19 protein-coding genes and 1 tRNA gene are annotated in these 25341 nt (G+C 73.3%); 4 read left to right on the top strand and 16 right to left on the bottom strand.

Going from position 1 to position 25341, the window contains the following annotated elements:
- Position 1: 1 nt before the first annotated feature.
- From folE to FB476_RS02000, 6 genes are all read right to left on the bottom strand, one after another.
- Entirely contained in the window at positions 2-643 is a 642-nt protein-coding gene (gene folE, locus FB476_RS02025) for a GTP cyclohydrolase I FolE (protein WP_141817304.1), read from the bottom strand.
- A complete protein-coding gene (gene ftsH / locus FB476_RS02020) occupies positions 621-2663 on the bottom strand; it encodes an ATP-dependent zinc metalloprotease FtsH (protein ID WP_420359345.1) in 2043 nt (680 codons plus the stop codon). The genes folE and ftsH overlap by 23 nt, the downstream gene beginning before the upstream one ends.
- A gap of 138 nt (positions 2664-2801) precedes the next feature.
- On the bottom strand, positions 2802-3353 hold the full coding sequence (gene hpt, locus FB476_RS02015; RefSeq protein ID WP_141817303.1) for a hypoxanthine phosphoribosyltransferase: 552 nt from the start codon (positions 3351-3353) through the stop codon (positions 2802-2804).
- A gap of 68 nt (positions 3354-3421) precedes the next feature.
- Positions 3422-4465 (bottom strand): tRNA lysidine(34) synthetase TilS, encoded by a 1044-nt coding sequence (gene tilS / locus FB476_RS02010; protein ID WP_141817302.1) that lies wholly within the window; start codon positions 4463-4465, stop codon positions 3422-3424.
- Between the two features lie 3 nt (positions 4466-4468).
- Entirely contained in the window at positions 4469-5617 is a 1149-nt protein-coding gene (locus FB476_RS02005) for a zinc-dependent metalloprotease (protein ID WP_141817301.1), read from the bottom strand.
- Between the two features lie 96 nt (positions 5618-5713).
- Positions 5714-7342 carry a D-alanyl-D-alanine carboxypeptidase/D-alanyl-D-alanine-endopeptidase gene (locus FB476_RS02000; protein WP_170233499.1) on the bottom strand — a complete coding sequence of 543 codons (1629 nt, stop codon included), beginning with the start codon at positions 7340-7342 and terminating at the stop codon, positions 5714-5716.
- Between the two features lie 92 nt (positions 7343-7434).
- On the opposite strand from FB476_RS02000, the gene FB476_RS01995 reads away from it, so the two are divergent.
- Positions 7435-7959: an inorganic diphosphatase gene (locus FB476_RS01995; RefSeq protein WP_141817299.1), complete on the top strand. Its 525-nt coding sequence runs from the start codon at positions 7435-7437 to the stop codon at positions 7957-7959.
- 285 nt (positions 7960-8244) lie between these two features.
- Complete coding sequence (locus FB476_RS01990) at positions 8245-9810, top strand: DUF3352 domain-containing protein (protein WP_170233498.1); 1566 nt, start codon at positions 8245-8247, stop codon at positions 9808-9810.
- A gap of 65 nt (positions 9811-9875) precedes the next feature.
- On the opposite strand, the gene FB476_RS01985 is transcribed toward FB476_RS01990, so the two are convergent.
- The 6 genes from FB476_RS01985 to FB476_RS01960 form a co-directional block, all read right to left on the bottom strand.
- A tRNA-Thr gene (locus FB476_RS01985) sits at positions 9876-9949 on the bottom strand.
- A gap of 117 nt (positions 9950-10066) precedes the next feature.
- Positions 10067-11662 carry an alpha/beta hydrolase gene (locus FB476_RS01980; RefSeq protein WP_238329509.1) on the bottom strand — a complete coding sequence of 532 codons (1596 nt, stop codon included), beginning with the start codon at positions 11660-11662 and terminating at the stop codon, positions 10067-10069.
- 16 nt (positions 11663-11678) lie between these two features.
- Positions 11679-12881: a DNA polymerase III subunit delta' gene (locus FB476_RS01975; RefSeq protein ID WP_141817297.1), complete on the bottom strand. Its 1203-nt coding sequence runs from the start codon at positions 12879-12881 to the stop codon at positions 11679-11681.
- Positions 12878-13543 (bottom strand): dTMP kinase, encoded by a 666-nt coding sequence (gene tmk, locus FB476_RS01970; RefSeq protein ID WP_141817296.1) that lies wholly within the window; start codon positions 13541-13543, stop codon positions 12878-12880. Before tmk ends, FB476_RS01975 begins: the two co-directional genes overlap by 4 nt.
- Before the next feature lie 80 nt (positions 13544-13623).
- Positions 13624-14403 (bottom strand): MerR family transcriptional regulator, encoded by a 780-nt coding sequence (locus FB476_RS01965; RefSeq protein WP_420359344.1) that lies wholly within the window; start codon positions 14401-14403, stop codon positions 13624-13626.
- A 34-nt stretch (positions 14404-14437) separates the two neighbouring features.
- Positions 14438-14962, bottom strand: a complete 525-nt coding sequence (locus tag FB476_RS01960) for an Lrp/AsnC family transcriptional regulator (RefSeq protein WP_141817295.1) — start codon at positions 14960-14962, stop codon at positions 14438-14440.
- A 132-nt stretch (positions 14963-15094) separates the two neighbouring features.
- On the opposite strand from FB476_RS01960, the gene FB476_RS01955 reads away from it, so the two are divergent.
- Entirely contained in the window at positions 15095-16264 is a 1170-nt protein-coding gene (locus FB476_RS01955; RefSeq protein ID WP_141817294.1) for a trans-sulfuration enzyme family protein, read from the top strand.
- 45 nt (positions 16265-16309) lie between these two features.
- On the opposite strand, the gene topA is transcribed toward FB476_RS01955, so the two are convergent.
- Positions 16310-19090: a type I DNA topoisomerase gene (gene topA / locus FB476_RS01950; protein ID WP_141817293.1), complete on the bottom strand. Its 2781-nt coding sequence runs from the start codon at positions 19088-19090 to the stop codon at positions 16310-16312.
- A 113-nt stretch (positions 19091-19203) separates the two neighbouring features.
- Here topA and FB476_RS01945 point away from each other — a divergent pair, with 113 nt between their 5' ends.
- On the top strand, positions 19204-19911 hold the full coding sequence (locus FB476_RS01945) for a hypothetical protein (protein ID WP_141817292.1): 708 nt from the start codon (positions 19204-19206) through the stop codon (positions 19909-19911).
- Positions 19912-19967: 56 nt separating this feature from the next.
- Here the strand turns inward: FB476_RS01945 and FB476_RS01940 are convergent, their stop codons facing one another.
- The 3 genes from FB476_RS01940 to FB476_RS01930 form a co-directional block, all read right to left on the bottom strand.
- The gene (locus FB476_RS01940; protein ID WP_238329508.1) at positions 19968-21482 is read right to left on the bottom strand and encodes a DUF7059 domain-containing protein; all 1515 of its coding nucleotides are present in this window, start codon (positions 21480-21482) and stop codon (positions 19968-19970) included.
- 117 nt (positions 21483-21599) lie between these two features.
- Positions 21600-22898 carry an HNH endonuclease signature motif containing protein gene (locus FB476_RS01935; protein ID WP_141817291.1) on the bottom strand — a complete coding sequence of 433 codons (1299 nt, stop codon included), beginning with the start codon at positions 22896-22898 and terminating at the stop codon, positions 21600-21602.
- Positions 22899-22996: 98 nt separating this feature from the next.
- Entirely contained in the window at positions 22997-25309 is a 2313-nt protein-coding gene (locus tag FB476_RS01930; protein WP_141817290.1) for a sodium-translocating pyrophosphatase, read from the bottom strand.
- Between the last annotated feature and the right edge of the window lie 32 nt (positions 25310-25341).

Raw genomic sequence — 25341 nt, 5'->3', positions numbered from 1 at the left:
GTCAGGAGGTCCTGCCCATCACGAGGCTCATCGCCTCGGCACGGGTGGCCGGGTTGCGCAGCTGGCCGCGGACCGCCGAGGTGATGGTGCGGGCGCCCGGGCGACGCACGCCGCGCATGGACATGCAGAGGTGCTCGGCCTCGACGACGACGAGCACGCCCGCCGGGTCGAGGTGCTCGACGAGCGCCTCGGCCACCTGCGTGGTGAGACGCTCCTGCACCTGGGGCCGACGGGCGAAGACGTCGACCAGCCGCGCCAGCTTGGACAGCCCCACGACCCGCCCGTCCGCGCCGGGGATGTAGGCGATGTGGGCGGCGCCGTGGAAGGGCACCAGGTGGTGCTCGCAGGTGCTGTGCAGCTCGATGTCGCGCACCAGGATCATCTCCTCGTGCTCCACGTCGAAGGTGGTGCCCAGCACCTCGGCCGGGTCCTGCGAGAGCCCGGAGAAGACCTCGGCGTAGGCGCGCGCGACGCGGGCGGGGGTGTCGCGCAGACCGTCCCGCTCGGGGTCCTCGCCGATGGCGGCGAGGATCTCGCGGACGGCGGCCTCGATCCGGGCGTGGTCGACCTGGGTCGTGGCGGGCGCGCCGGGCGCGTCCTCCTCGTCCGGGCCGACGAGGTCAGTGCTGACCGGGATCGACATACCCACCCTCCGGGACCTCGATCACCTTCTCCGGCGGGTGCTCCTCGCCGGCCGTCGGCACCGGGCCGTGGCCGTTGGCCATCGCCCTCTTCTCGGGCTCGGTGAGGACCGGCCCGTCGGTGTGGATGCCGCGGGTGTCGGAGGAGAGCCACACCGGGCGCTCCGGACGCCTGCGGACGTCCTTGAAGATCTCGGCGATCGCCTCGGCGTTCAGCGTCTCCTTCTCGAGCAGCTCGAGGACGAGCCGGTCGAGGACCTCGCGGTTGTCGTTGAGGGCGTGCCAGGCCTCGTCGTGCGCGGCCTCGATGAGGCGGCGAACCTCCTGGTCGACGACCCCGGCGAGGTTCTCGGAGTAGTCGCGCTCGTGGCCCATGTCGCGGCCGAGGAAGACCTCGGAGGAGCCGGAGCCGAGCTTGACGGCGCCGATGCGCTCGCTCATGCCGAACTGGGTGACCATCTTGCGGGCCAGCGAGGTGGCCTTCTCGATGTCGTTGGCGGCGCCGGTGGTCGGGTCGTGGAAGACCATCTCCTCGGCGACGCGACCACCCAGGGCGTAGGCCAGCTGGTCGAGCAGCTCGTTGCGGGTCGTGGAGTACTTGTCGTCGGCCGGCAGCACCATCGTGTAGCCCAGCGCCCGACCGCGCGGCAGGATCGTCACCTTGCTCACCGGGTCGGTGTGGTTCATCGCCGCGGCGACGAGGGCGTGACCACCCTCGTGGTAGGCGGTGATCTTCTTCTCCTTGGCGCTCATCACGCGGGTGCGCTTCTGCGGACCGGCCATGACGCGGTCGATCGCCTCGTCGAGGTCCTGGTCGGTGATGACCTTCTCGCCCTGGCGGGCGGCCAGGAGCGCGGCCTCGTTGAGCACGTTGGCCAGGTCGGCGCCGGAGAAGCCGGGCGTGCGACGCGCGATCGCCATCAGGTCGACGCCGTCGGCCAGCGGCTTGCCCTTGCCGTGCACCTGGAGGATGTGCAGGCGGCCGAGCATGTCGGGGGCCTCGACGGCGATCTGGCGGTCGAAGCGCCCCGGGCGGAGGAGCGCCGGGTCGAGGATGTCGGGCCGGTTGGTGGCCGCGATGAGGATGACGTTGGTCTTGACGTCGAAGCCGTCCATCTCGACGAGCAGCTGGTTGAGCGTCTGCTCGCGCTCGTCGTGACCGCCGCCCAGGCCGGCGCCACGGTGGCGGCCGACCGCGTCGATCTCGTCGACGAAGATGATCGCGGGCGCGTTTTCCTTGGCCTGCTCGAAGAGGTCACGGACGCGCGAGGCGCCGACACCGACGAACATCTCGACGAAGTCCGAGCCGGAGATCGAGTAGAAGGGCACGCCCGCCTCGCCCGCGACCGCGCGGGCGAGCAGGGTCTTGCCGGTGCCGGGCGGGCCGTAGAGCAGCACGCCCTTGGGGATCTTGGCGCCGACCTCGAGGAACTTGCGCGGCTCGGAGAGGAACTCCTTGATCTCGTGCAGCTCCTCGACGGCCTCGTCCGCGCCGGCGACGTCGGCGAAGGTGACCTTGGGCATGTCCTTGCTGGCCAGCTTGGCCTTGGACTTGCCGAACTGCATGACGCCGCGGCCGCCGCCCTGCATCCGCGTCATCAGCCAGAGGAACAGACCCAGGATGAGCAGCAGCGGCAGGAAGTTCGCCAGCATCGAGACGAAGAAGTTGGGCCGCGCCGGGTCGTCGGTCCAGGTGACGCTCGGGGGGTGCTCGTCGAGCGCCTGGATGATCTGCGGGCCGCGGGCGTCGACGTAGAACGCCTGGACCTTGTCGGTCTCGCGCACGTCGTCGCTGGAGAAGGTCTCGCCCTCCTTGAGGGTGAGGTCGATCCGCTCCGGCGTGATCGTGGCCTCGGCGACCTTGTCGGAGGTGATCAGCTCGAGGGCGTCGACGGTGTCGACGCGGCTGAAGGAGCTCGGAGAGAGCACGGAGAACCACAGGATGCCGAGACCGAGGAAGACGAAGATCCACATCCACGGACTGGGCTTGGGGCGGGGTCGCCGCTGGGTGGCGTTGCTCATGTCTGACGCGTTCGGGTCGCTCGCGCGGGGCGCGACCGTCCCGGTCCTCCTGATCGTGATGTCGGCACGGGGCTTTCCTGCCGACAACGCGCGGCAGATGGTCAGTGTTCCACGACGGGGCGGGGGCCGCCCCGCCGGTCAGCTGTAGACGTGCTTGGCGAGGGTGCCGATCTGGCGCAGGTTGCGGTACTTCTCGGCGTAGTCGAGGCCGTAGCCCACGACGAAGGCGTTGGGGATCTCGAAACCGACGTACTTGACGTCGATCGCCACCTTGGCCGCCTCGGGCTTGCGCAGCAGGGTGCAGATCTCGACCGACGCGGGGCCGCGGGACTCCAGGTTGGTGCGGATCCAGCTCAGCGTCAGGCCGGAGTCGATGATGTCCTCGACGATGAGGACGTGACGCCCGGAGATGTCGGTGTCGAGGTCCTTGAGGATGCGGACCACACCGCTGGACTTGGTGCCCGAGCCGTAGCTGCTCACCGCCATCCAGTCCATCTCCGCGCTGCCGGGCAGCGCCCGGGAGAAGTCGGCCATCACCATGACCGCGCCGCGCAGGACGCCGACGAGGAGGACGTTCTTGTCGTGGTAGTCCTCCCACACCTCGGCGGCCAGCTCGGCGAGCCGCTGCTGGATCTGCTCCTCGGTGAAGAGGACGTTCTCCAGGTCGGCTCCCATGTGCTCGGCGTCCACGCGTGTGCTCCTTCTGGTGAGGTCTCGTGCTGGGGTCGGGCGGTGGCCCGGGTGGTCTCCCGGTCCATTCAACTACGCGCCGGCCCCACGGACACCCGGTCCCCCGTGCGGGCGGCCCGGATCCCGCCCGGCAGGGGCAGCGGACCCTGCCCGCGCCAGGCCGTCACAAGGCCGTCGACGGCCAGCAGGTGCGCGGAGGTCAGGTCGGTCCCGGGGCTGCCGGCCGCGAGCGCCAGGCGCCGCCACAGCCGGGTGCGCACGGCCCTGGGCAGCGGGGCGAGGCGGTCGACGGGCCAGGGCGGCTCACCCAGCTCGAGGTGGGCCGTGGCCGCCGCCTCGTCGAGGGCGTCGGCGTCGTCGCGCAGCAGGTCGGCGGTGCGGGCCAGGCCCGCCACGACGCCCGGCCCGAGGTCGCGGCCGAGGTCCGCCAGCGCACGCCGGGCTCGGACCCGGGCGTAGCGGGGGTCGTCGTTGTGAGGGTCCTCCCAGGGCTCCAACCCCAGCTCGGTGCAGGCCTGCCGGGTGGTCGCCCGGGGCACCCCGAGGAGCGGCCGGGCCAGCAGCACCCCCGGTGCCCCGTCAAGCTCGCGCTCGGCGGGCATCCCCGCGAGGGAGCGGGCGCCCGAGCCGCGAGCCAGGCCCAGCAGCACCTGCTCGGCCTGGTCCTCACGGGTGTGGCCGAGGAGCACGGCCCGTGCGCCGGCACGGTGCGCGGTGGTGGCGAGCGCGGCATACCGGGCTCGACGGGCGTCGGCCTCCGGTCCCTCGGAGCTCTGACCGACCGTCACCGGGGCCACCACGACGGGCTCCAGCCCGAGCGAGCGGCACCGTCCGGCGGCCGTCGCGGCGACCTCGGCCGAGCCCTCCTGCAGGCCGTGGTCGACGACGACCGCGCCGGCGCGCCAGCCCAGCCGCGGGGCGACGAAGGCGGCACCGGCGGCGAGCGCCAGCGAGTCGGCGCCACCGGAGCAGCCGACGAGGAGGAGGGGTGCGTCCGGCCCCGGGCCGACGCCGGGGGGCCGTGGGTCGGACAGGTCGCCGAGGGCACCCTCGGTCAGGGCGCGCCGGACCGCGACGCGCACGGCCGCGACGGCGGGCGGGGGCCCGGGCACGGCTCAGCCGTGGACGCGCGCGACCCAGGCGCGGGGGTCGGCGATCTCGGTCGGGCGCGGCAGCGTCTCGGGAGCGGTCCACACCTGGTTGAAGCCGTCGACGCCGACCTCGTCGATCACGCCGCGCACGAAGGCGGCGCCGTCGCGGTACTGCCGCATCTTGGCATCCATGCCGAGCAGGCGGCGCAGCATCTTGTCGACGTTGCCGGCGCCCTTGCGACGCTGGTCGAACTTCCGGCGGATCTGGGCGACCGTCGGGACGACCTGCGGGCCCACCTCGTCCATGACGACGTCGGCGTGGCCCTCGAGGAGCGACATGACGGCGGTGATCTCGGCCAGCCGCTCGCGCTGGGCCGGGGTGGCCAGCACCTGGGTGATGTCGGTCTCGCCGCGCAGCACGCCGGGGAGCTGGGCGAGCACCTCGCCGAGGCGGTGCGACATGTCGTCGGGGTCGGGCATCATCTCGGCGCCGATAGAGCGGGCGCTGTCGATGACGTGCCGCCGCAGCCACGGGACGGCCGTGAACTGCACCCGGTGGGTCTCCTCGTGGAGCGCCACCCAGAGCCGGAAGTCGGAGGGGTCGACGCCGAGGTCGCGCTCGACGCCGAGGATGTTGGGCGCCACGAACATCAGCCGCGGGGTGCCCTGGGGAGCGAGGTCGTACTGCCCCAGCACCTTGGTCGAGATCCACGACAGGATGCCCGCCACCTCGGTGCCGGTGACCGTGGAGCCGAAGCGCTGCGCGGTCTCGCCCACCGGTGTCAGGGCGCGGCCGGCCTCCTCGGCGCGGGCGCGGTCGGCGTCGCGCTTGCGGGCCACCACGTCGTCGAGGACCGGAGCGAGCATCGCGCCCATGGAGGCGGCGTTGGCGCGGATCCAGCCCGGGCGGTCGACGACGAGGGCCGGCGGCGTGCCGGGCGGCGTCGAGAGGCGGGCGGTGGTGGCGACCGGGTCGACGGCCCGCTCGCCCGCCGAGCGCAGCTCGGCGACGAGGGCCTCGATCTCCCCGCGGGCGGCGCGCGGCCCCGGACGGACCAGCCGGCTGGCGGCGGCCGCGGCGAAGTCCCAGTCGACGAGGTCGCTGCCGCGGACGTCGTGCCCGTCGGACGGGTCGTGGTCCGGGGGCACGGGGGCGGCGGGGGTGGCGCTCATGCCCCGACGGTATGCGGTGCCGCAGGGAGGGCGCGAGCCCGGTGCGCCCGGCCGTGGCCGGCAGCGACGAGGGGACGGGCCCGTGCCGGCCTTCGCTCAGCAGCCGCAGCGGGCGAGCTGGGCCACGACCTCGTCGAGGCTCGAGCGGGCCTCGAGCACGGCGCCATCGGCGCCGATGTCGTCGGCGGTCATCGCGAAGACGAGGAGCCGTCCGTCGGCCGTGACCACGGTGCCGGCGAGGGAGGTCACGCCGGGCAGCGAGCCGGTCTTGGCCCGGGCGTTGCCGATCGCCGCGGCGTGGACGGGCAGGTGGAAACGGGTGGAGAGGGTGCCGGTGTAGCCGGCGATGGGCAGCCCGCCGGCGGCGAGGACGCCCTGCAGGTCGGGGTGCGAGCCGTCGGCGCCCGCAACGAGCACGTCGGCGACGGCCTGGACGGTCAGCCGGGTGCCGTCGGACAGACCGCTGGAGTCGGCCAGCTGCTGGCCCTCCATGTCGACGCCGTAGGCCTCCTGGACGGTGCTGCGGATCCAGGCGGTGACCGACTCGCGGTCGCTGCCCTCCCCGGCGACGCTCGCGGCCTGCCGGGACAGCTGCTCGACCATGGCGTTGTCGCTGGTGGCGAGCGCGTGGGCCAGCACGTCGCGCAGCGCCGCCGACCACACCTCGGCGAGCACCTCGACGTCGTCGGGGCTCCCCGTGGAGGTGGCGCCGTCCGGGCCCGCGGTCACGGCCCTGCCGTCCGCACCGGCCGCCGGCGCGGAGAGGCCCTCCGGGACCGACCCGGGCGGCGTCAGCCCGACCCGCCCGGCCGGGGTCTCCACCAGCTCGGCGGTCCAGGAGCCGGCGGCGTCCTCGCCGGGCCATCCGGCGACCTCGACGCCGCGCTCGTCCAGAGCGGCCGCGAAGGCGCGGGCCACCTCCTGCTCGGGCTGGGTCGGCGACGGGTAGAAGGGCAGGGCGAGGTCCTCGGCGAGGCCCAGCTGGACGATCCGCCCGGCGTAGCCCTCGGAGATCCAGAAGTCGGACCAGCTGTCGAGCTTGTGCGGACCGACGACGTGCTGCAGGTCGAGGCGGACCCGGACCGGTCCTTCCAGGGCCCGACCCTCGAGCGCCTCTGCGGTGCGGGCCGCGAGGTCGGCGACGCCGGCGTGACCGGCCACGGCCCCGGGGTCGCCCTCGCCGCGGGCCAGCAGCATGTCGCCGCCGGCGACCAGGACGACCTCGTCCGCGGACTCCCCGGCGACGACCCGGGTCGCGAAGCGCTGCTCCCCCGGCAGGGACGACACGATCGCGGCCGCCGAGAGGATCTTGGTCGTGGAGGCCGGGGTGACCAGGCGGCTGGCGTTGCGCTGCGCCAGCACCTCGCCGGTGAGGGCGTCGCGCACGATGATCGCGCGACGGTCGGCCGGGCCGAGCCAGTCGGAGTCGAGCTCGTCGGCGATCTCCCGGGCCACGGTGCCGGGGTCGGGCAGGGCCCCGTCGGCGACCTGCCCGAGCGGCCGGGCCAGCGGGGCCAGCCGCGGCCGGGCCTCGGCCTGCGTCGTGGGGCGTGCCGTCTCGGCCGCCTGGTCGGGGGCCGGGGTGCCGGTGACGACGACGTCGTCCGGGGCGCTCGTGGACCCCGCCACGGCCGGCGTTCCCGTCGCGAGGAGGGCCGCGAGCACCCCCGCGGACACGGCATACCGCGGGAGGCGGGAGCGGCGGCGCGAGCCGTCGGGAAGCACCTGCGAACGCCCTCCGTCGAGAAGTACGGCGCGGATAAGGAACACTGGACCCCAGAGCCTAACCGTCCAGCGACGCGAGAGAGAGCATGCACATGCAGTTCGACGTGACGATCGAGATCCCGCAGGGCAGCCGCAACAAGTACGAGGTCGACCACGCGACCGGGCGCATCCGCCTGGACCGCATGCTCTTCACCGCCACGCGCTACCCCGCCGACTACGGCTACATCGAGGAGACCCTCGGCGAGGACGGCGACCCGCTGGACGCGCTCGTGCTCCTGGACGAGCCCACCTGGCCCGGCTGCCTCGTGGCGGTCCGCCCGATCGGCATGTTCCACATGCGCGACGAGGCCGGCGGCGACGACAAGATCATCTGCGTCCCGGCCGACGACCCCCGCAAGGCGAGCATCACCGATCTGGAGCACATCGGCGAGCACACCCGCCTGGAGATCCAGCACTTCTTCGAGGTCTACAAGGACCTCGAGCCCGGCAAGTCGGTCGAGGGCGCCCACTGGGCCGGCCGCGAGGAGGCCGAGCGCGTCTACCTCGAGTCCGTCCAGCGCGCCAAGGACGCCGGCGTCACCACCGCCCGCTGGCCGATGCCGCACCAGGGCCACTGAGCCTCCGCGGGCCTGCCCCGCACCTCTCTCACCGGCGCCCCGGACCCTCGCGGCCCGGGGCGTCGGCGTGACCCGGGCAGGCCCGGACGGCCCGGCGGGGACGGCCCCGCGGCACCTTTCGGGACGGGGAGGGAACCGAACGCCACGCCGCACCGTCGGTTGGGTCGGGAGCCCGACGGCGGCAGGGGACTCCCAGCGTGGATGACTACGCTGGCCGCCAGCACCGCCGAGGACGGCGGGCACGACCCAGGAGCGGCAGGGCGCGCGCTCCGGAGATGGGGACACATGAGCACCGTGATGGAGCACCCGAACGGGGACCTGAGCGAGCGCGGGGGACGGGGACGTGGCCGCAGGCGTGGCCCGCTCGTGGCGGGCGTCGTCGGCGCGGCGGTCCTGGTGGGAGGCGGCGCCTACGCCGCGGTCGCGATCCTGGGAGCCGGCGGCGGGGACCAGCCCGACAGCGTGCTGCCGGCCTCGGCCGCGGTCTACGCCCGGGTCGACGTCAACCCCTCGGTGGGCCAGAAGGTCGCCGCGGTCCGGTTCTTCCAGGGCCTCGACCCCGAGACCAAGGCCCGCCTCGACGCCGGCGAGTGGCGCGAGTGGGCCTGGGAGCAGCTCGCGAACGGGGAAGAGGTCCCCGGCGACGTCGACTTCGAGGCCGACATCGAGCCGTGGCTCGGCGACCGGCTCGGCGTGGCACTCGTGCCCCGCGGGGCCGAGCAGGAGCCGATCGTCGCGGTCGCCCTGCAGGTCAAGGACGGCCAGCTGGCCCTGGACACGCTCGACCGGCTCACCGCCGAGGACGAGATGACCGAGGGCGAGACCGAGCTGGCCTACTACCTCGACGACGACTACGTCGTCTTCACCACGGCGGACGCCCTCGAGGACCTCAGGGCCGCCGCCCAGCAGGGCACGCTGGACGACCACGAGGCCTACGCCGACGACATGGACGCCCTCGGCGACGCCGGCATCGCCTCGGTGTGGGCCGACGCCTCCCGCCTCGGCGACCTGGCCCCGGCGCTGGCCGACCCCGAGCTCGACTCGACCGGCATGCTCGACGAGCTGAGCACCGAGGCCGACCTGATGAACGGTCGCATGGCCGCCGCCGTCCGGCTGTCGGCGGACGCCATCGAGGTCACCGGCGTCAACCGCGGCATGGAGGGCCTGGCCCTGCCTGCCGGCGGCTCGGGGGTGGACCCGCTGGTCGAGCAGCTCCCGGCCGACACGGCCGCCGCGATCTCCATGGAGAACGGCGCCGCCTGGGTCCAGGCCGCGTGGGACTACTACGCCGCGACCTACCCCGAGGACGTCGCCGACGTCACCGCCTCGGCGGCGGAGGAGGGCTTCACCCTCCCCGACGACCTCAAGACCGTCCTGGGCGACTCCATGACGCTGGCCGTCGGCCCGGGCGTGGTCGAGGCCTTCAGCACCGTGAGCGAGACCAGCACCGGGATGCCGGAGCTGCCGATCGGCTACCGCGCGGCCACCGACGCGGCCGCCGTGGTCACGCTGCTCACCGACGCCGGGATGCCGCCCTCGATGCTGGCCCAGCGCACCGACGACGGGGTGCTCACGCTCGGCCTGGACCAGGCCTACGTGGACGGGCTGGCGGCCCCGGAGGGCACGCTCGGCCAGGACGCGACCTTCCGCGCCACGGTCGACGAGGGCGCCGACGCCGTCTTCTACGTCAACGTCAACGCCTTCGAGCAGTACTACCTGCCGATGATCGACGACGAGCAGGTGCGCAGCTCCCTGGAGACGCTGGCCGCCGTGGGCATGACGAGCACGGTGGAGTCGGCGGACGAGGGCCGCTTCACGATGCGCTTCGTCGCCGACGAGGCGCAGGAGTGAGCGTCCCCCGCTGAGACCAGGCACGAGAACGGCCCCCGGTGCGTGCACCGGGGGCCGTTCTGACGAGCCGCCTAAGGGAATCGAACCCTTGACCTATTCATTACGAGTGAATCGCTCTGGCCGACTGAGCTAAGGCGGCATGCCGTCACGGGGACGACCGCAGGAAGGATACCCGAGGACCGGGGCTGGCCCAAAAGCCGGCCCGGGGTCCGGCCGCGCAGGCCGTCGGCGTCCGGAGGCAGGACCCGTCGGCGCCTCAGCAGCGCAGGCCGTCCTCGGGCACGGTGCCCTCCAGCAGGTAGGCGTCCACGGCGTCGTCGACGCAGTCGTTGGAGCGCCCGTAGGCGGTGTGGCCGTCGCCGTCGTAGGAGATCAGCACGCCCGACTCCAGGACCTCCGCGAGCCGCTCGGCCCACTCGTAGGGGGTGGCCGGGTCACGGGTCGTGCCGATCACCACGATCGGCGCGGCGCCGGGGGCGGACCACTCCTCGAGGGTCTCCGTGGCGCTGACCGGCCAGTACTCGCAGGCGCTCGGGGCCGCGAAGTGCCGGCCCCAGGTCGGCGAGACCTCGAGGAACTCGCGCTCCAGCTCCTCCTGGTCCAGGTCGTCGTCCTCCGCCTCGAGGCAGGAGACGGCCGGGAAGGCCTCCATCATGTTGGAGGTGTAGGAGCCGTCGGCGTCGCGGCTGGTGTAGCTGTTGGCGAGGAACATCATCAGGGTCCCGTCGCCGGCCATCGCCCGCTCCAGGGCCTGGGTGAGGATCGGCCAGGTGCCCTGGTCGTACATGGCGACGACGATGCCGTAGAAGGCCCAGCCCTCGGTGAGCCGGCCCACCGTGTCACCGCCGACCGTCGGCGGGTCGGCGTCGACGGCCTCGAGGAAGGCCGGGATCGCGGCGAGCGCCGACTCGACGTCGTCGCCGAGCGGGCAGCCGCCCGAGGCGACGCAGTCCTCGACGTAGGCGCGCGTGGCGCGCTCGAAGCCGGCGGCCTGACCCTTGCCCACCTCGATGCCGTCCAGGGTGGGGTCCATCGCGCCGTCGAGCACGAACCGGCCCACCCGGTCGGGGAAGAGGTTGGCGTAGACGGTGCCGAGGTAGGTGCCGTAGCTCGCACCGAGGTAGGTCAGCGTCTCCTCGCCCAGGGCGGCGCGCAGCACGTCCATGTCGCGGGCCACCTCGATCGTGGAGATGTGGGCCGCGAGGTCGGGGGCGTTCTCGACGCAGCTCTCGGCGAAGTGCCGGAGGGTCTCCTCCAGCTGCTGCTCCTCGGCCTCGTCGTCCGGCGTCGGGTCGGCCCCGAGGAACTCGGTCAGCTCGTCGTCGCTCACGCAGTCGATCGGCGCCGAGCGGCCCACGCCGCGAGGGTCGAAGCCCACCACGTCGAGGGCGGAGCGGACCTCGCCGGAGAAGACGGCACCGGCCATCGAGGCGAAGTCGACCCCCGAGGCACCCGGACCGCCGGGGTTGACCACGAGCGAGCCCTCCGAGTCGCCGCGCGCCGGCACGCGCAGCAGGGCGATCTCGATGGTAGCGCCGTCGGGCTCGGCGTAGTCGATCGGGACCTCGAGGGTGGCGCACTCGAAGGCCGTCTGGCACTCGCTCCACTCCAGCTGCTGGCCGTAGAAGCGCTCCAGCCCCTCGGGCGCGCCGTCGGGCAGCGGCGTGGACGTGCTCGTCGCGCCACCGTCCCCGGACGGTCCGTCCTCGTCGCCGCCCCCGATCGAGCAGCCGGCGAGCAGGGCGAGCGCCGTCAGCGCCGCCGCCAGGGTGCGGGCAGGCCGGGCCGGGCGGCGGGTGCCACCGGCGCCGGTGCTCGTGCGCGACCCCGCAGGGGTGGGTAGGAACGCCACGTCAGTCCTCTCGTCGTCAGCCTCGGGCCACGGTACGTGGACGCGGCCGGCCGGCCGGTCCGGACGCGGGGCCGGTCGGCAGGATCAGCCCGATCATCATCGCCTCGAGCACGAGCAGCGGGGCGCCGTTGGCGACGAGCCGCTGCCGCGCCAGCCCGATGGTCTCCAGCGCCCCGAGCAGGCCCTCGGGCGAGAACGCCCTCGCCAGCCGCTCGACCTGGTCGGGCTCGGTGGCGTTGACGAGGTCGACCGGGCTGCCGGTGGCGACCATCAGGGCGTCGCGGTACATCGAGGCGAGGTCGGTGAGGGCCGCGTCGATGCTGTCGTGCTGCTGGCGCTTGGCCTCGCGCTTCTGCCTGGCCTCGAGGTCGCGCAGGTGGGCACGGACGGCGGGCGGCTGGGTGCGGGCGGACGGGTCGGCACCGAGCTGCTCGAGCAGCGCGCGGCGCTCCTCGGCGGCCCGGTCGCTGGAGACGGACTCCGCGCCCGCTCCCGCCTCGTCGACGAGGTCCTGGGCGGCGCGCAGCGCGGCGCCGAGCCCGGTGAGGGTGAGCGGCAGCGAGATGATCTCGCGGCGCCGGGCGCGGGCGTGCTCGTCGGTGGCCAGCCGCTTGGCGATGCCGATGTGGCTCTGGGCCGCGCGGGCGGCGAAGTGCGCCATGGCCGGGTCGATGCCGTCGCGCCGCACCAGCAGGTCGGCCACCGCGTCGACGGCCGGGGTGCCCAGCCGCAGGTGCCGGCAGCGCGAGCGCACGGTGATGATGAGGTCGTCCTGGGCCGGGGCGCAGAGCACCCAGACGGTGCGCGGCGGCGGCTCCTCCAGCGACTTGAGCAGGGCGTCGGCGGCGGGCTCGTTGAGGCGGTCGGCGTCCTCGACGACGATCACCCGCCAGCGGCCCACCGAGGGGCGGGTCTGGGCCAGCACGGCCAGCTCGCGCGCCTGGGCGACCTTGATGAAGGTCTCGCTCGTCGCCACGACCGTGACGTCGGGGTGGCTGCCCGCCATCGCGGTGCGGCAGGCCTGGCAGGTGCCGCAGCCGGGGTCGCCGGGGGTCTCGCACTGCAGCGCGGCGGCGAAGGCCCGGGCGGCGACGCTGCGTCCCGAGCCGGGCGGGCCGGTGACCAGCCACGCGTGGGTCATCGCCCCCGGCGTGGAGACGGTGTGGCGCAGCGTCTCCACGGCGCGCTCCTGACCGACCAGCTCGTCGAAGACGCTCACCGCGCGACCCCCAGCCGGCTGGCCACCCGCTCGCGCACGGCCGTGGCGAGCTCCGCGGGCGGCAGCGTGCCGTCCAGGACGAGGTAGCGGTCGGGCTCGGCCTGCGCGAGGTCGAGGAAGCCCTGTCGCACGCGGTCGTGGAAGGTGTCGGCCTCGCGCTCCAGGCGGTCGTGGACGTCCCCCCGCCGGACCCGGCCCTCGGCGGCGGGCACGTCGAGCAGCACGGTGAGGTCCGGCAGCAGGCCCATGACCGCCCACAGCGAGAGCGCGCGGACCTCGTCGTGCCCGAGCTGGCGCGCGGCGCCCTGGTAGGCGACGGAGGAGTCGAGGTAGCGGTCGCTGAGCACGACGGCGCCCCGCTCCAGCGCGGGCCGCACGACGGTCGCGACGTGGTGGGCCCGGTCGGCGGCGAAGATCAGCGCCTCGGCGCGCGGGCTCACGGACCCGTCGGGCCCGTGGAGCACCAGCTCGCGCAGCGCGCGGCCCAGCTCGGTGCCCCCGGGCTCGCGGGTCTGCACGACCTCGACGCCCTGCTCGCGCAGCCAGGCGGCCAGCAGACCGGACTGGGTCGACTTGCCCGCCCCGTCACCGCCCTCGAAGGCGACGAACAGACCGCTCCGGTGACCGCATACCTCGGTCCCCGGAAGGGTCTGCTCGCTCACGACGGGAAGCCTACGTGACACCGCTGACGCGACCCGCCCGTCCACAGCCCTCGGGGGCGGCGGACGGGCGGGCGCGAGGGTCAGCTGCGCGCGGCGTTGGCGACGACCGCGTCGCGGACGTACTGCGCCAGGCCCGGCGCGACGTCCTCGTAGGTCTTGGTGAAGCGCGGGTCGGTGACGTACAGCTCGGCGATGTTGGCGTGCATCTCGCGCGGGCAGTCGTAGAACCAGCGGCAGATGTGCTGGCGCGCGTCCTCGGCGGCGTCCATGGCCGCCTCGGAGTCGGCGGGCTCGCCCGCGGCGAGCAGCTCGGCGAGCCGCAGCGTCGGCGCCCCGCTCTCCTCCTTGATCTGCTGCCACTGCTCCTTGGTGTAGGACCGGGTCCGGCGCTGGGACTGCTTCCACGCGTCGGTGCCGCCCCAGCGCTCCTCCGCCTCCTGGGCGTAGCTCTCGTCGAAGGTGTCGCCGAAGAGCTCCCGCTGCTCCTCGCGCGTGATCTGGTAGTCGTTCATCTCGGCCTCCAGGGCTCTGTCGATGGCGCTGACGAGCCCGGCGAGCTCGTCCAGCCTTGCCGTGACCGCCTCCCGCTGCCGCCGCAGGTGCGCGGCGACGTCTGCACCGTCGGACAGCAGCTCCGCGATCTCCTCGAGGGCGAAGCCGAGCCGGCGGTAGACGACGACGTGCTGCAGCCGGCTCAGGTCCGCCTCCGTGTAGAGGCGGTAGCCGGCCCGGCTGCGCTCCGAGGGCACCACGAGGCCGATCTCGTCGTAGTGGTGCAGGGTGCGCACCGTCACGCCGAGGGTCTCGGCCACCTGGCCCACCGTGAGCAGCTCGTCGGTCATCTGCTGGTCCGCGGTCACGTCGACGACCCTGCCGCCTCACGCGGCGTGAGGGTCAAGCGCGATCCGCCGCCTCCTCCTCCGGGTCGTCCTCCGGCGGCGCCAGGGTGCCGCGGCCGCGCAGCGACTCGAAGATGAGCGAGGTCTCGGCGTGGAGCACGCCGGGGCGGTTGGTGAGGTGGTCGAGCACGAAGTCGCGGAGGGCGTCGGCCGACTCGCACGCGACGTGCACGAAGTAGTCGATCGCGCCGGAGACGTGGAAGGCCCCCAGCACCCCGGGGAGCCGGGGCACCTCCTCGGTGAACTGCTCGAAGTGGCTGCGCCGGTGGCCGCCGAAGCGCACGGCGATCATCGCCTCGACGGGCCGCCCGACGGCGACGGGGTCGATGTCGGCGTGGATGCCGCGCACCACGCCGCGCTCGCGCAGCGAGCGGACCCGCACGAGGCAGGTGGACTCGGCGATGCCGACCTCGCGGGCGAGCATCGCGTTGGACATGCGGCCGTCCTGCTCCAGGAGCCGGACCAGGGCGAGGTCGGTCGCGTCGAGGGGCTTGGCGGGAGGCTGAGGATTCTTCGGCACGGGGCCAGGGTATGTCGTCCCGCGGGGCTCGCGCACGTCTCACCACCGCACGATCGACGACTCTTTCTCGATGTGGCGACACGATGCTTCGCGCATCTTGACCTTCTCACGCAGTATCTGCACGATGTGCGCATGACCGCCGAAATCCTGGGCCTCGACAGCCGGGCCGTCCACCTGGGCCGCGCCGACCTCACCGCGATGGGCGTGCACGTGCCGCCGATCGACCTGTCCACCACCTACCCCCTGCCGACCGTCGACGACGGCGGGCAGGCCTACGAGGACATGGCGGGCGGCAAGGCGTGCGGGGAGGGCCAGACCGCGGTCTACCAGCGGCTGTGGAGCCCCGGCGTCGCGCGCTTCGAGGAGGCCCTCGCCGGCCTCGAGGGCGCCGAGGCCGCGGTGGCCTTCGCCTCCGGCATGGCCGCGCTGACCGCCACCCTGCTCGCGACCGTCGCGGACGGCAAGCCGCACGTCGTCGCGGTCCGCCCGCTCTACGGTGGCAGCGACCACCTGCTCGCCAGCGGCCTGCTCGGCACCCGGGTCACCTGGACCACGGCCGAGGGCGTCGCCGACGCGATCGAGGCCGACACCGGCCTCGTGCTCGTCGAGACCCCGGCCAACCCCACCCTGGACCTGGTCGACCTGCAGGCCCTCTGCGAGCGCGCCGGCGACGTCCCCGTGCTCGTGGACAACACCTTCGCCACCCCGGTGCTGCAGCGCCCGCTCGAGCTCGGCGCCAGCCTCGTCCTGCACTCGGTGACCAAGTTCCTCGCCGGCCACGGCGACGTCCTCGGCGGCGTGGTCGCCTGCAGCGAGGAGCACGCCCGTCGCATCCGCCCGGTCCGCGCGATCACCGGTGCCGTCATGCACCCGCTCTCGGCCTACCTCGCCCACCGCGGCCTGCAGACCCTCCCGGTGCGCGTCCGCGCCCAGCAGGACACCGCGCAGGTCGTGGCCCACTGGCTCGCCGCGCACGCCGACGTCGAGAAGGTCTTCTACCCCGGCATCGAGGGCGGCGACCCCGACGGCCTGGTCGGCACGCAGATGAGCGGCCCCGGCGCCGTGCTGTCCTTCGACATGGGCAGCTTCGACCGCGCCTGCCGCGTGGCCGAGAACGTGCAGATGATCGTGCACGCGGTCTCGCTCGGCGGCGTCGACACCCTCATCCAGCACCCGGCCGCGCTGACCCACCGCCCGGTGACCGGCGAGGCCAAGCCCGGTGAGGGCGTGCTGCGCCTCTCGCTCGGCCTGGAGTCGCCGGAGGACATCATCGCCGACCTGGCCAAGGCGCTCACCAACTGAGACGACCGGGCCGGTCGACCGTCGGGTCGACCGGCCCGGTGCGGCTCAGGCCTTCTTGGCGGCGGTCTTGGTCGCGGTCTTGGTCGCGGTCTTCGCGGTCGCCTTCTTGGCCGTCGTCTTCTTGGCGGCGGTCTTCTTCGTCGTCGTCTTCTTCGCCGCCCGCTTGCGGGTGGTCGGGCCCTTGGCACGCTTCTCGGCGAGCAGCTCGTAGGCCCGCTCGGCGGTCAGCGACTCCGGCTCGTCACCCTTGCGGAGCGTGGCGTTGGTCTCGCCGTCGGTGACGTAGGGCCCGAAGCGGCCCTCCTTGACGACGACCTTCTTGCCCGACACCGGGTCCTCGGCGAACTCGGCCAGCGGGGGCTTGGCCGCGGCGCGACCGCGCTGCTTGGGCTGGGCGTAGATCGCGAGGGCCTGGTCGAGCGTGATGTCGAAGATCTGCGACTCGGTCTCCAGCGAGCGCGAGTCGGTGCCCTTCTTGAGGTAGGGGCCGTAGCGGCCGTTCTGCGCCGTGATCTCCTCGCCCGTCTCGGGGTCGACGCCCACGACGCGCGGCAGCGAGAGCAGCCGAAGCGCGGTGTCGAGGTCGATGGACGCGAGGTCCATGTCCTTGAAGAGCGAGCCGGTGCGCGGCTTGGGCTTCTTGGCCCCACGCTTGGGCGCCTCGTCGGTCTCGGGGAGCACCTCGGTGACGTAGGGACCGTAGCGACCGGCCCTCGCGACGATCTCGTGGCCGGTCTCGGGGTCCGTGCCCAGCACCCGGCCGTCGTCGGCAGCCACGGCGAGCAGCTCGTGCGCCTTCTCCACCGACATCTCGTCGGGGGCGATGTCGTCGGGCACCGTGGCACGGCGCGGCTGCCCGCCCTCGCCTGGGGCGTCCTCGCCGACCAGCTCGACGTAGGGCCCGTAGCGACCGACGCGCACGACGACGCCGTCGCCGATCTCGACGGTCGAGACGCCGCGGGCGTCGATCTCGTCGAGGTCCTGGACCAGGTCGCGCAGGCCCTCGGCGTGCGTCGCCTCGTCACCGAAGTAGAAGCGGCGCAGCCAGGCCACGCGCTGGGCCTCGCCGCGGGCGATGCGGTCGAGGTCCTCCTCCATCGACGCGGTGAAGTCGTAGTCGACCAGCGTCGGGAAGTGCCGCTCGAGCAGCTGGGTCACCGCGAACGCGAGCCAGGTCGGGATGAGCGCCGAGCCCCGGGTGCGCACGTAGCCGCGGTCCTGGATCGTGCCGACCGTGGCGGCATACGTGGAGGGGCGGCCGATGCCCTTCTCCTCCAGCGCCTTGACCAGCGTGGCCTCGGTGTAGCGGGCCGGCGGGACCGTCTGGTGCCCCTCGGCCTCGGCGCGCAGCGTCTCGAGCGCGACGCCCTCGGACAGCTTGGGCAGACGGGTGCCGACACCCTCGTCGTCGCCGTAGCGGGCCTCGTCGCGACCCTCCTCGTAGGCGGCGAGGAAGCCGCGGAAGGTGATGACGGTGCCGGAGGCGGAGAACTCGGCGGTGCGCAGCTCGGTGCCGTCACCGGCGCGCGTGCCCTCGGGCAGCGTGGCGCGCAGCCGGACGGTCGCGGTGGAACCCTTGGCGTCGGCCATCTGCGAGGCGACGGTGCGCTTCCAGATGAGCTCGTAGAGGGCGTACTCCTGGTTGCGCAGCTCGCCGGCCACCTGCGCCGGGGTGCGGAAGCGGTCGCCGGCGGGGCGGATCGCCTCGTGCGCCTCCTGGGCGTTCTTCGACTTCTTGCCGTAGACGCGGGGCGTCTCGGGCACGTAGTCGGCGCCGTACATGTCCCGCGCCTGGGCACGGGCGGCGCTGACGGCCGAGCTCGACAGGGTCGTCGAGTCGGTCCGCATGTAGGTGATGTAGCCGCCCTCGTAGAGGCGCTGGGCGGTGCGCATCGTGGTCTGGCTGTTCATGCGCAGCTTGCGGGAGGCCTCCTGCTGCAGCGTGGAGGTCGTGAACGGCGCCGACGGACGACGGGTGTAGGGCTTCTCGGCGACCTCGCTGACGACGACGTCGGCCTCGCGGGTCCCGTCGGCGACGGCCTGCGCGGCGGTGGCGTCGAGGTGGACGACCTTGCTGGACTTCAGCGTGCCGTCGTCGTTGAAGTCGCGGCCGGTGGCGACCTTGCGACCGTCCACCGCGTTCAGCCGGGCGGTGAAGGCGTTGCTGGCGGAGGGGCCGCCACCCTGGGGCGCGAAGTCGCCCTCGACGTCCCAGTACGACGCCGAGCGGAACGCCATACGCTCGCGCTCCCGCTCGACGACCATGCGCGTGGCGACGGACTGCACCCGGCCGGCCGACAGGCCCTGCTTGACCTTGCGCCACAGCACCGGCGAGACCTCGTAGCCGTAGAGGCGGTCGAGGACGCGGCGGGTCTCCTGGGCGTCGACGAGGTGCATGTCCATGTCGCGCGTCTCGTTGACGGCCCGGCGGATGGCCTCCTTGGTGATCTCGTGGAACACCATCCGCTTGACGGGGACCTTGGGCTTGAGGACCTCGAGGAGGTGCCACGCGATGGCCTCGCCCTCGCGGTCCTCGTCGGTGGCGAGGTAGAGCTCGTCGGCCTCCTTGAGCTGGCGCTTGAGCTCGGCGACCTTCTTCTTCTTGTCGGCGTCGACCACGTAGTAGGGCTCGAAGTCGTCCTCGACGTTGATCGCGAACTTGCCGTAGGGCCCCTTCTTCAGCTCCGGGGGCAGCTCGGAGGGGTTCGGGAGGTCACGGATGTGGCCGATGCTGGCGTTGACGGTGTAGTCGGGGCCCAGGTAGTCGCCGATGCTCTTGACCTTGCCTGGCGACTCGACGATGACGAGCTTGCGTCCTGCAGTCACGGGTCTGCTCCAATCGATCGGAAGCCCGCGTGCCGCGGATTCGTCGCGACTCCGACACGGGTCCTCGGCGGTCACGGTAGCCCATGCGCGGTCAACGACTACGCTGCATCCCTATGACGAGGCTGGCAGGTGCAGGTATGCGGTCACGCCGGCGGCAGGCGCCCGCCCTGGCTGCGCTGGCGCTCGCCGGCGCCCTGGCGCTGGCGGGCTGCAGCGGTGACGACGAGGGCGGGGCCGACCCAACCGGGGTCGACGACGCCGCGGGCACCGCCGGGCCGGACGGGGCGCAGCAGACCGAGGGCGGCCCCGTGGCCCCGCCGACCGCGCCCTCCGACATCCCGGTGGCCGCAGGAGACCGCAGCGCGAGCGGCGGCACCACGATCACGATCGACGGCGACCAGGCGGCCTTCGTGCTGCCCTCGGGCAACATCGCCTGCTCCGTGACCGCGGGAGGCGCCGTCTGCCAGATCAACGACAAGAACTTCACGCCCTCCGCCGACCACCTGTCCGAGGCCAACCTCGCCGGGTGCACGGCCGCGGACGCCGACGCGATGCGCCTGGCCGCCGGCCGTGGCGCGTGGACCTGCGTGGAGGAGCCGATCTTCGGGCAGGCCAGCGTGACGACCGGCGGCTGGTGGGTCGAGCAGGTCGACGGCACCACCCTGGACCAGGACGGCGCCACCCTCGCGGTGCTGCCCTACGGCTCGTCCCTGTCCGTCGGGTCGACCTCGTGCGTCTCGTCCGAGGCGGGCGTCTCGTGCACGAGCAGCGAGCTCGGGCGCAGCTTCACGCTGGCCCGGACCACGTACAACTACGGCTGAGGTCGGCGCCCGCGGGGCCCGCGGCCCTCGTCGCACGCGCGGCGGGCCCGTGATGGTCAGCGCAGCAGGCCGTCGGCGACGAGCTCGCGCAACGTGGGAAGCACCGCCGCCGCCACCTCGGCGGGGTCCGTCTCGGTGAGGACCGCCAGGCCCGAGCACAGCTGACGGGCGGTGAGATCGCCGTCGCAGGCACCCACCAGCCCCGCGGTGAGAGTGTCCAGTCGCACCGTGCGACCCAGCCCACCACCCTGGCGCAGCTGGATGACCTGCGGGTCCGGCGCGCCCGGGCGTCCGACGCGTTCCTCGGTCACGTCGTCGGCGACCTGCCACGCGACGTCGAGCACCGCGTCGTCGTCGTGCTCGGCGAGCCAGGTCCGCGCCCGCAGGCCGGCCAGGACCGCAGGGCCCATCGGTGAGGCAACCGGGGTGCGCACGTCCAGGAGGTCCCGCCACGGCTCCCGTGCGGTGGCGGGGCGCTGGAGGGTGACGACGCCGAAACCGACGTGCGTGACGCCGCGGGCGTCGAAGTCGGCCAGCCAGGCCGCGTAGAGCCGGTCGAAGTCGGTCGTCCTGGGCCGGTGACCGCCGTCGCGGACCCAGGTCTCGGCATACTCCGCGACGTCCTGGATCTCGCGCTGCACGACCCAGGCGTCCAGGCCGGTGCCCTCGAGCCAGCCGCCGACGTGCTCGCGCCAGTCCTCCCCGTCCCGCAGCTCCCAGTTGGCGAGCATCTGGGCGATCCCTCCGGGCCGCAGGTGGCCGGCGAGGTCGCGGACCAGACCCGCGACGAGGGCGTCGCCGGCCTGCCCGCCGTCGCGGTACTCGTAGACGGGCACGCCGGCGGTCCGCGGCGTGATGACGAAGGGTGGGTTGGAGACGACGAGGTCGAACTCCTCTCCCGCCACCGGCTCCAGCAGGCTGCCCCGGCGCAGGTCGAGGTCGAGGTCGTCGAGAGCGGCCGTCAGGCGGGCGTAGGCCAGCGCGCGGGCCGACAGGTCGGTCGCCACGACGCTGTCCGCGTGGGTGGACAGGTGCAGGGCCTGGACGCCGCTGCCCGTGCCCAGGTCGAGGGCACGCTCGACCTGGGGACGCGGCGTCCACGACGCCAGGGTCGTCGAGGCACCGCCGATGCCGAGCACGTGGTCGACCGGCAGCGGTCCGTCGAGCACGGCCTCGGGGAGGTCGGAGACCATCCACCAGCCGTGCCGGTCGTCGGCGTACGGTCGCAGGTCGCAGGTCGTCCGGAGCAGACCGTCGGCGTCCTCCACGACGAGCCCGGTCCGCACCAGCCCGGCAGCACGCGTCCGCGGCAGCACGGCGTCGACGGTCGCGCCGGGCACGGGTCGCGCCAGGACGAAGAGGCGCAGCAGGACCGCGGCCGGGTCGTCGCTCCCGCGCGTGGCCTGGTCCGCGAGCAGCAGCCGGTCACGGTGCATGGCGGCCGCGGCCCGCTCCCCCAGCACCTCGGCGACGTGGTCGACCGTGTAGCCGGCGTCGAGGAGGTCGGAACGCAGGTCGTCCGCGGCTGCGGGGTCGAGGACGGGGACTGGAGTGGTGGCGGAGCTGGGCACGAGGGTCACTGTGGCACGAGGAGATGGGAGAACCTCGGACCAGCCGACCCGCCCGTGACGCACGCCGCGTGAGCATGGCTGATCGCCCGGCCGGTCGGGGCCGGGCTCGGGGCGGGGTCATCTCAGATGCCACCGGACCCCGAGCTCCGTCACGGTGGCGGTGAGGTTGCGGTCGTGCACGAACGTGTGGTGCCTCGGACACAACAACGCGTAGTTCGACAGGTCTGACCGTCCACCCATCGCCCACGGGACCACGTGGTGGGCGTCGCACCAGGTCGCGGGCACGGTGCACCCCGGGATCGTGCAGCCCCGGTCACGCGCGGCCAACCTGACCCGCTGTCCTGGGGTGACGAGGCGCTTGCGGCGGCCCTGGTCGAGGATCTCCGACGGTCCACCGAGGACGACGGGGATGATGTCGGCCTCGCACGCGAGTCTGCGGATCGCCTCCGCCCGCAGCGGGGTGCCCTGGAGGGTGGCGCCGACCCCGGGCAGGTGGCCACCGGTCTCGGACAGCTGCCGCTTGAGCGTCTCGAAGTCCAACGTCACCATCAGCATCGCCTTCGGTGTCGTCGGCTGCCCCTCGGTCCCGGCGACACCACGGCGGAGCACGGTCAGGAACGCGTCGTACCTGCGCTGGGTTGCCGTCCGCAGGTCCAGCTCACCGGTGGCGTCCTGCTCCTCCTGCGACGCCGGCGCCGCCAGCGGGGAGTCGATGATGGCCTTCGCGGCCTCGTAGTCGGCGTCGTCGCCAAAGGTGATGACCCACCGCTTCACCGACCCGTCCGCCAGGCTCGACTCGTGGATCCCACGCATCGCGTGCTTCTTGCGGGCCTTCGCCTCGTGGTCCCGCTCGTCCACGCAGGAGGCGACCAACCGGTCCACGATCCGGGAGATGTCCTTCTCGTCGAACACCGGGTCGGACCCGGCCTTGGCCAACAGCTCCACGGCGGCGGCGTACTCCTCCGGCGGCAGGCCCGGCCGCACCCGCTGCAGGGCCCGGTGCAGCCTCGCCGCCCGCGCCAGGCTCATCTGCCCGTTCTTGACGCGTTCGATCAGCGGGGTGTGCACCGGCTCGCGGCCGGCCTGCGCCAACCTGGCCAGGTCCATCAACGCCCGCCGCTCCAGGTCCGGGCACTTCAGCGCGAGCCAGTCCACCACCGAGAACCCCTCGGCCAGGTGCAACCCCCGGTCCACCGCTTCCGTGGCCATCACCAGCCGGGAGCGTTCCAGGTCGGACACCGCGCGGGAGATCCACCCCAACGACTCGACCACCAGGTCGTCCTGCACCAGCTCCGGCCGGCTTACGTCAACCGGGAGGTCTCTGGGCAGCCACGCCCGATCGGCCCGCAGCCAGGAGTCACCGGCCGCCGACTCCGTCCCCCTCGGCGGCCGCACCGTCCCCAACGGCTGCTGCATACCTCGATCATATGTTCGAACACCGACAGACCCCTCCAAGACGCGCCGGAGGGGCGGCACACCGTCGGTGCACCGCCCCTCCTCGAGCCGTCCGCTCCTCAGCCGGAGATGACCCCGGAGCGCTCCTGGACCTCGCCGATGGCGATGTCGCGGCGCTTGGAAACGACGACCGCGGCGACGATGACCGCGACCGCGACGAGCGCGATGGCCCACCGGATCATGTCGTTGGCGCTGTCGCCGTAGGTCAGGCCGACGATGGCCGGGGCGATGAGCAGCGCGACGAGGTTCATCACCTTGATCAGCGGGTTGATGGCCGGGCCCGCGGTGTCCTTGAACGGGTCGCCGATGGTGTCGCCGATGACGGTCGCGGCGTGGGCGTCGGAGCCCTTGCCGCCGTGGGCGCCGTCCTCGACGATCTTCTTGGCGTTGTCCCAGGCGCCGCCGGAGTTGGCCAGGAAGACGGCCATGAGCACGCCGGTGCCGATCGCGCCGGCGAGGTAGCCCGCCAGGGCACCGACGCCGAGGCCGAAGCCGACGGCGATCGGGGCGAAGACCGCGAGCAGACCGGGGGTGGCCAGCTCGCGGAGCGAGTCGCGGGTGCAGATGTCGACGACGCGGGCGTACTCCGGCTTCTCGGAGTAGTCCATGATCCCGGGCTTCTCGCGGAACTGGCGGCGCACCTCGAAGACGATCGCGCCGGCGGCGCGGGTCACGGCGTTGATGGCCAGGCCGGAGAAGAGGAAGACCACCGCGCCGCCGATGAGCACGCCGACGAGGGCGCGCGGGTCGAAGACGAGGAAGGACTGCAGCAGGTCGTCGTTCTCGCCCAGGGCGGTGCCGATCGTCTGCTGGATCGCGTCGAAGTAGGAGCCGAACAGCGCGGTCGCCGCCAGCACGGCCGTGGCGATCGCGATGCCCTTGGTGATCGCCTTGGTGGTGTTGCCCACCGCGTCGAGCTCGGTGAGGATCTGCGCGGCCTCGCCGTCGACGTCGCCGGACATCTCGGCGATGCCCTGGGCGTTGTCGGAGACGGGACCGAAGGTGTCCATGGCGACGATGACGCCGACCGTCGTGAGCAGGCCGCAGCCGGCGAGCGCCACGAAGAAGAGCGACAGGATCAGCGAGCCGCCACCGAGGGTGAACAGGATGTAGACCGCGGCGGCGATCGTCACGGCGGTGTAGACGGCCGACTCGAGGCCGACGCCGATGCCGGAGAGGACCACCGTGGCCGGGCCGGTCAGCGAGGTCTTGGCGACGTCGTTGGTCGGCTTGGTCTCGGTGCCGGTGAAGTAGCCGGTCAGCCACAGGATGAAGGCCGCCAGCACGATGCCGACGACGACGGCGCCCGCGGCACGGACGGCCGGGTTGAGGTCGACGGTCACCTCGCCGCCGAAGACGGACGTCAGGCCGGGCAGGTCTGCGGCGGTGCTCGGCAGGAAGACCAGGGCGGCGGCGACGGACGCCACGGCGGCGACACCTGCGGAGATGTAGAAGCCGCGGTTGATGGCACGCAGGCCGTTCTCGCCCGCGCGGGCCTTGGTGATGTAGACACCGAGGATCGCGGTGAGGGCGCCGATCGCCGGGATGATGAGCGGGAAGGTCAGGCCGCCGTGGACCCCCAGGGCGGCGGTGCCCAGGATCAGGGCCGCGACCAGGGTGACGGCGTAGGACTCGAAGAGGTCCGCAGCCATGCCGGCGCAGTCACCGACGTTGTCGCCGACGTTGTCGGCGATGGTCGCCGCGTTGCGCGGGTCGTCCTCGGGGATGCCGGCCTCGACCTTGCCGACCAGGTCGGCGCCCACGTCGGCCGCCTTGGTGAAGATGCCGCCGCCGACACGCATGAACATCGCGAGCAGCGCGGCACCGAAGCCGAAGCCCTCGAGCACCTTGGGCGCGCCGCCCTCGTAGACGAGGACGACCAGGGCGGCCCCGAAGAGACCGAGGCCGACCGTCGCCATGCCGACGGTGCCCCCGGTGCGGAACGCGATCCGCATACCGGTGTCGCGGCCGGTGGTGCGGGCGGCCTCGGCGACGCGCATGTTGGCCGCCGTCGCGAGGTTCATGCCCAGGTAGCCGATGGCCGCCGAGAAGGCCGCGCCGAAGAGGAAGGCGATCGAGCGCCCGATCCTCATGAACATGTCGTCGGCGGGCAGCACCATGAGGAGGAAGAAGGCGACCACGGCGAAGATCGCCAGGGTGCGGAACTGCCGTCCGAGGTAGGCGGACGCGCCCTCCTGCACGGCTCCGCCGATCTCCTGCATGCTCTCCGTGCCCGGGGAGTGCCCGAGCACCTCGCGCCGGAACAGGAATCCCATCACCAGGGCGACGACGGAGATGACGAGCACCACGATGACGATCGAGCGATCGGTCCCCGACAGGGCGACCTCGCTCGCGGCAAGGACTGGTGTCATGAACAGCCTCCTCAGCTGGCCCGCGACGCTGC

This window comes from Ornithinimicrobium humiphilum (genome assembly GCF_006716885.1).
GTDB lineage: Bacteria > Actinomycetota > Actinomycetes > Actinomycetales > Dermatophilaceae > Ornithinicoccus > Ornithinicoccus humiphilus.
The sequence above is the reverse complement of the archived record's forward strand: the minus strand, read 5'-3'. Positions and strand labels throughout refer to the sequence as shown.

Excerpts from the sequence above, each read along its gene's own strand:
- folE (WP_141817304.1), bottom strand. The coding sequence starts at position 643 with ATGTCGATCCCGGTCAGCACTGACCTCGTCGGCCCGGACGAGGAGGAC.
- ftsH (WP_420359345.1), bottom strand. The coding sequence starts at position 2,663 with ATGAGCAACGCCACCCAGCGGCGACCCCGCCCCAAGCCCAGTCCGTGG.
- FB476_RS02005 (WP_141817301.1), bottom strand. The coding sequence starts at position 5,617 with ATGAGCGCCACCCCCGCCGCCCCCGTGCCCCCGGACCACGACCCGTCC.
- FB476_RS01995 (WP_141817299.1), top strand. The coding sequence starts at position 7,435 with ATGCAGTTCGACGTGACGATCGAGATCCCGCAGGGCAGCCGCAACAAG.
- FB476_RS01990 (WP_170233498.1), top strand. The coding sequence starts at position 8,245 with ATGAGCACCGTGATGGAGCACCCGAACGGGGACCTGAGCGAGCGCGGG.
- FB476_RS01955 (WP_141817294.1), top strand. The coding sequence starts at position 15,095 with ATGACCGCCGAAATCCTGGGCCTCGACAGCCGGGCCGTCCACCTGGGC.
- FB476_RS01945 (WP_141817292.1), top strand. The coding sequence starts at position 19,204 with ATGACGAGGCTGGCAGGTGCAGGTATGCGGTCACGCCGGCGGCAGGCG.
- FB476_RS01935 (WP_141817291.1), bottom strand. The coding sequence starts at position 22,898 with ATGCAGCAGCCGTTGGGGACGGTGCGGCCGCCGAGGGGGACGGAGTCG.
- FB476_RS01930 (WP_141817290.1), bottom strand. The coding sequence starts at position 25,309 with ATGACACCAGTCCTTGCCGCGAGCGAGGTCGCCCTGTCGGGGACCGAT.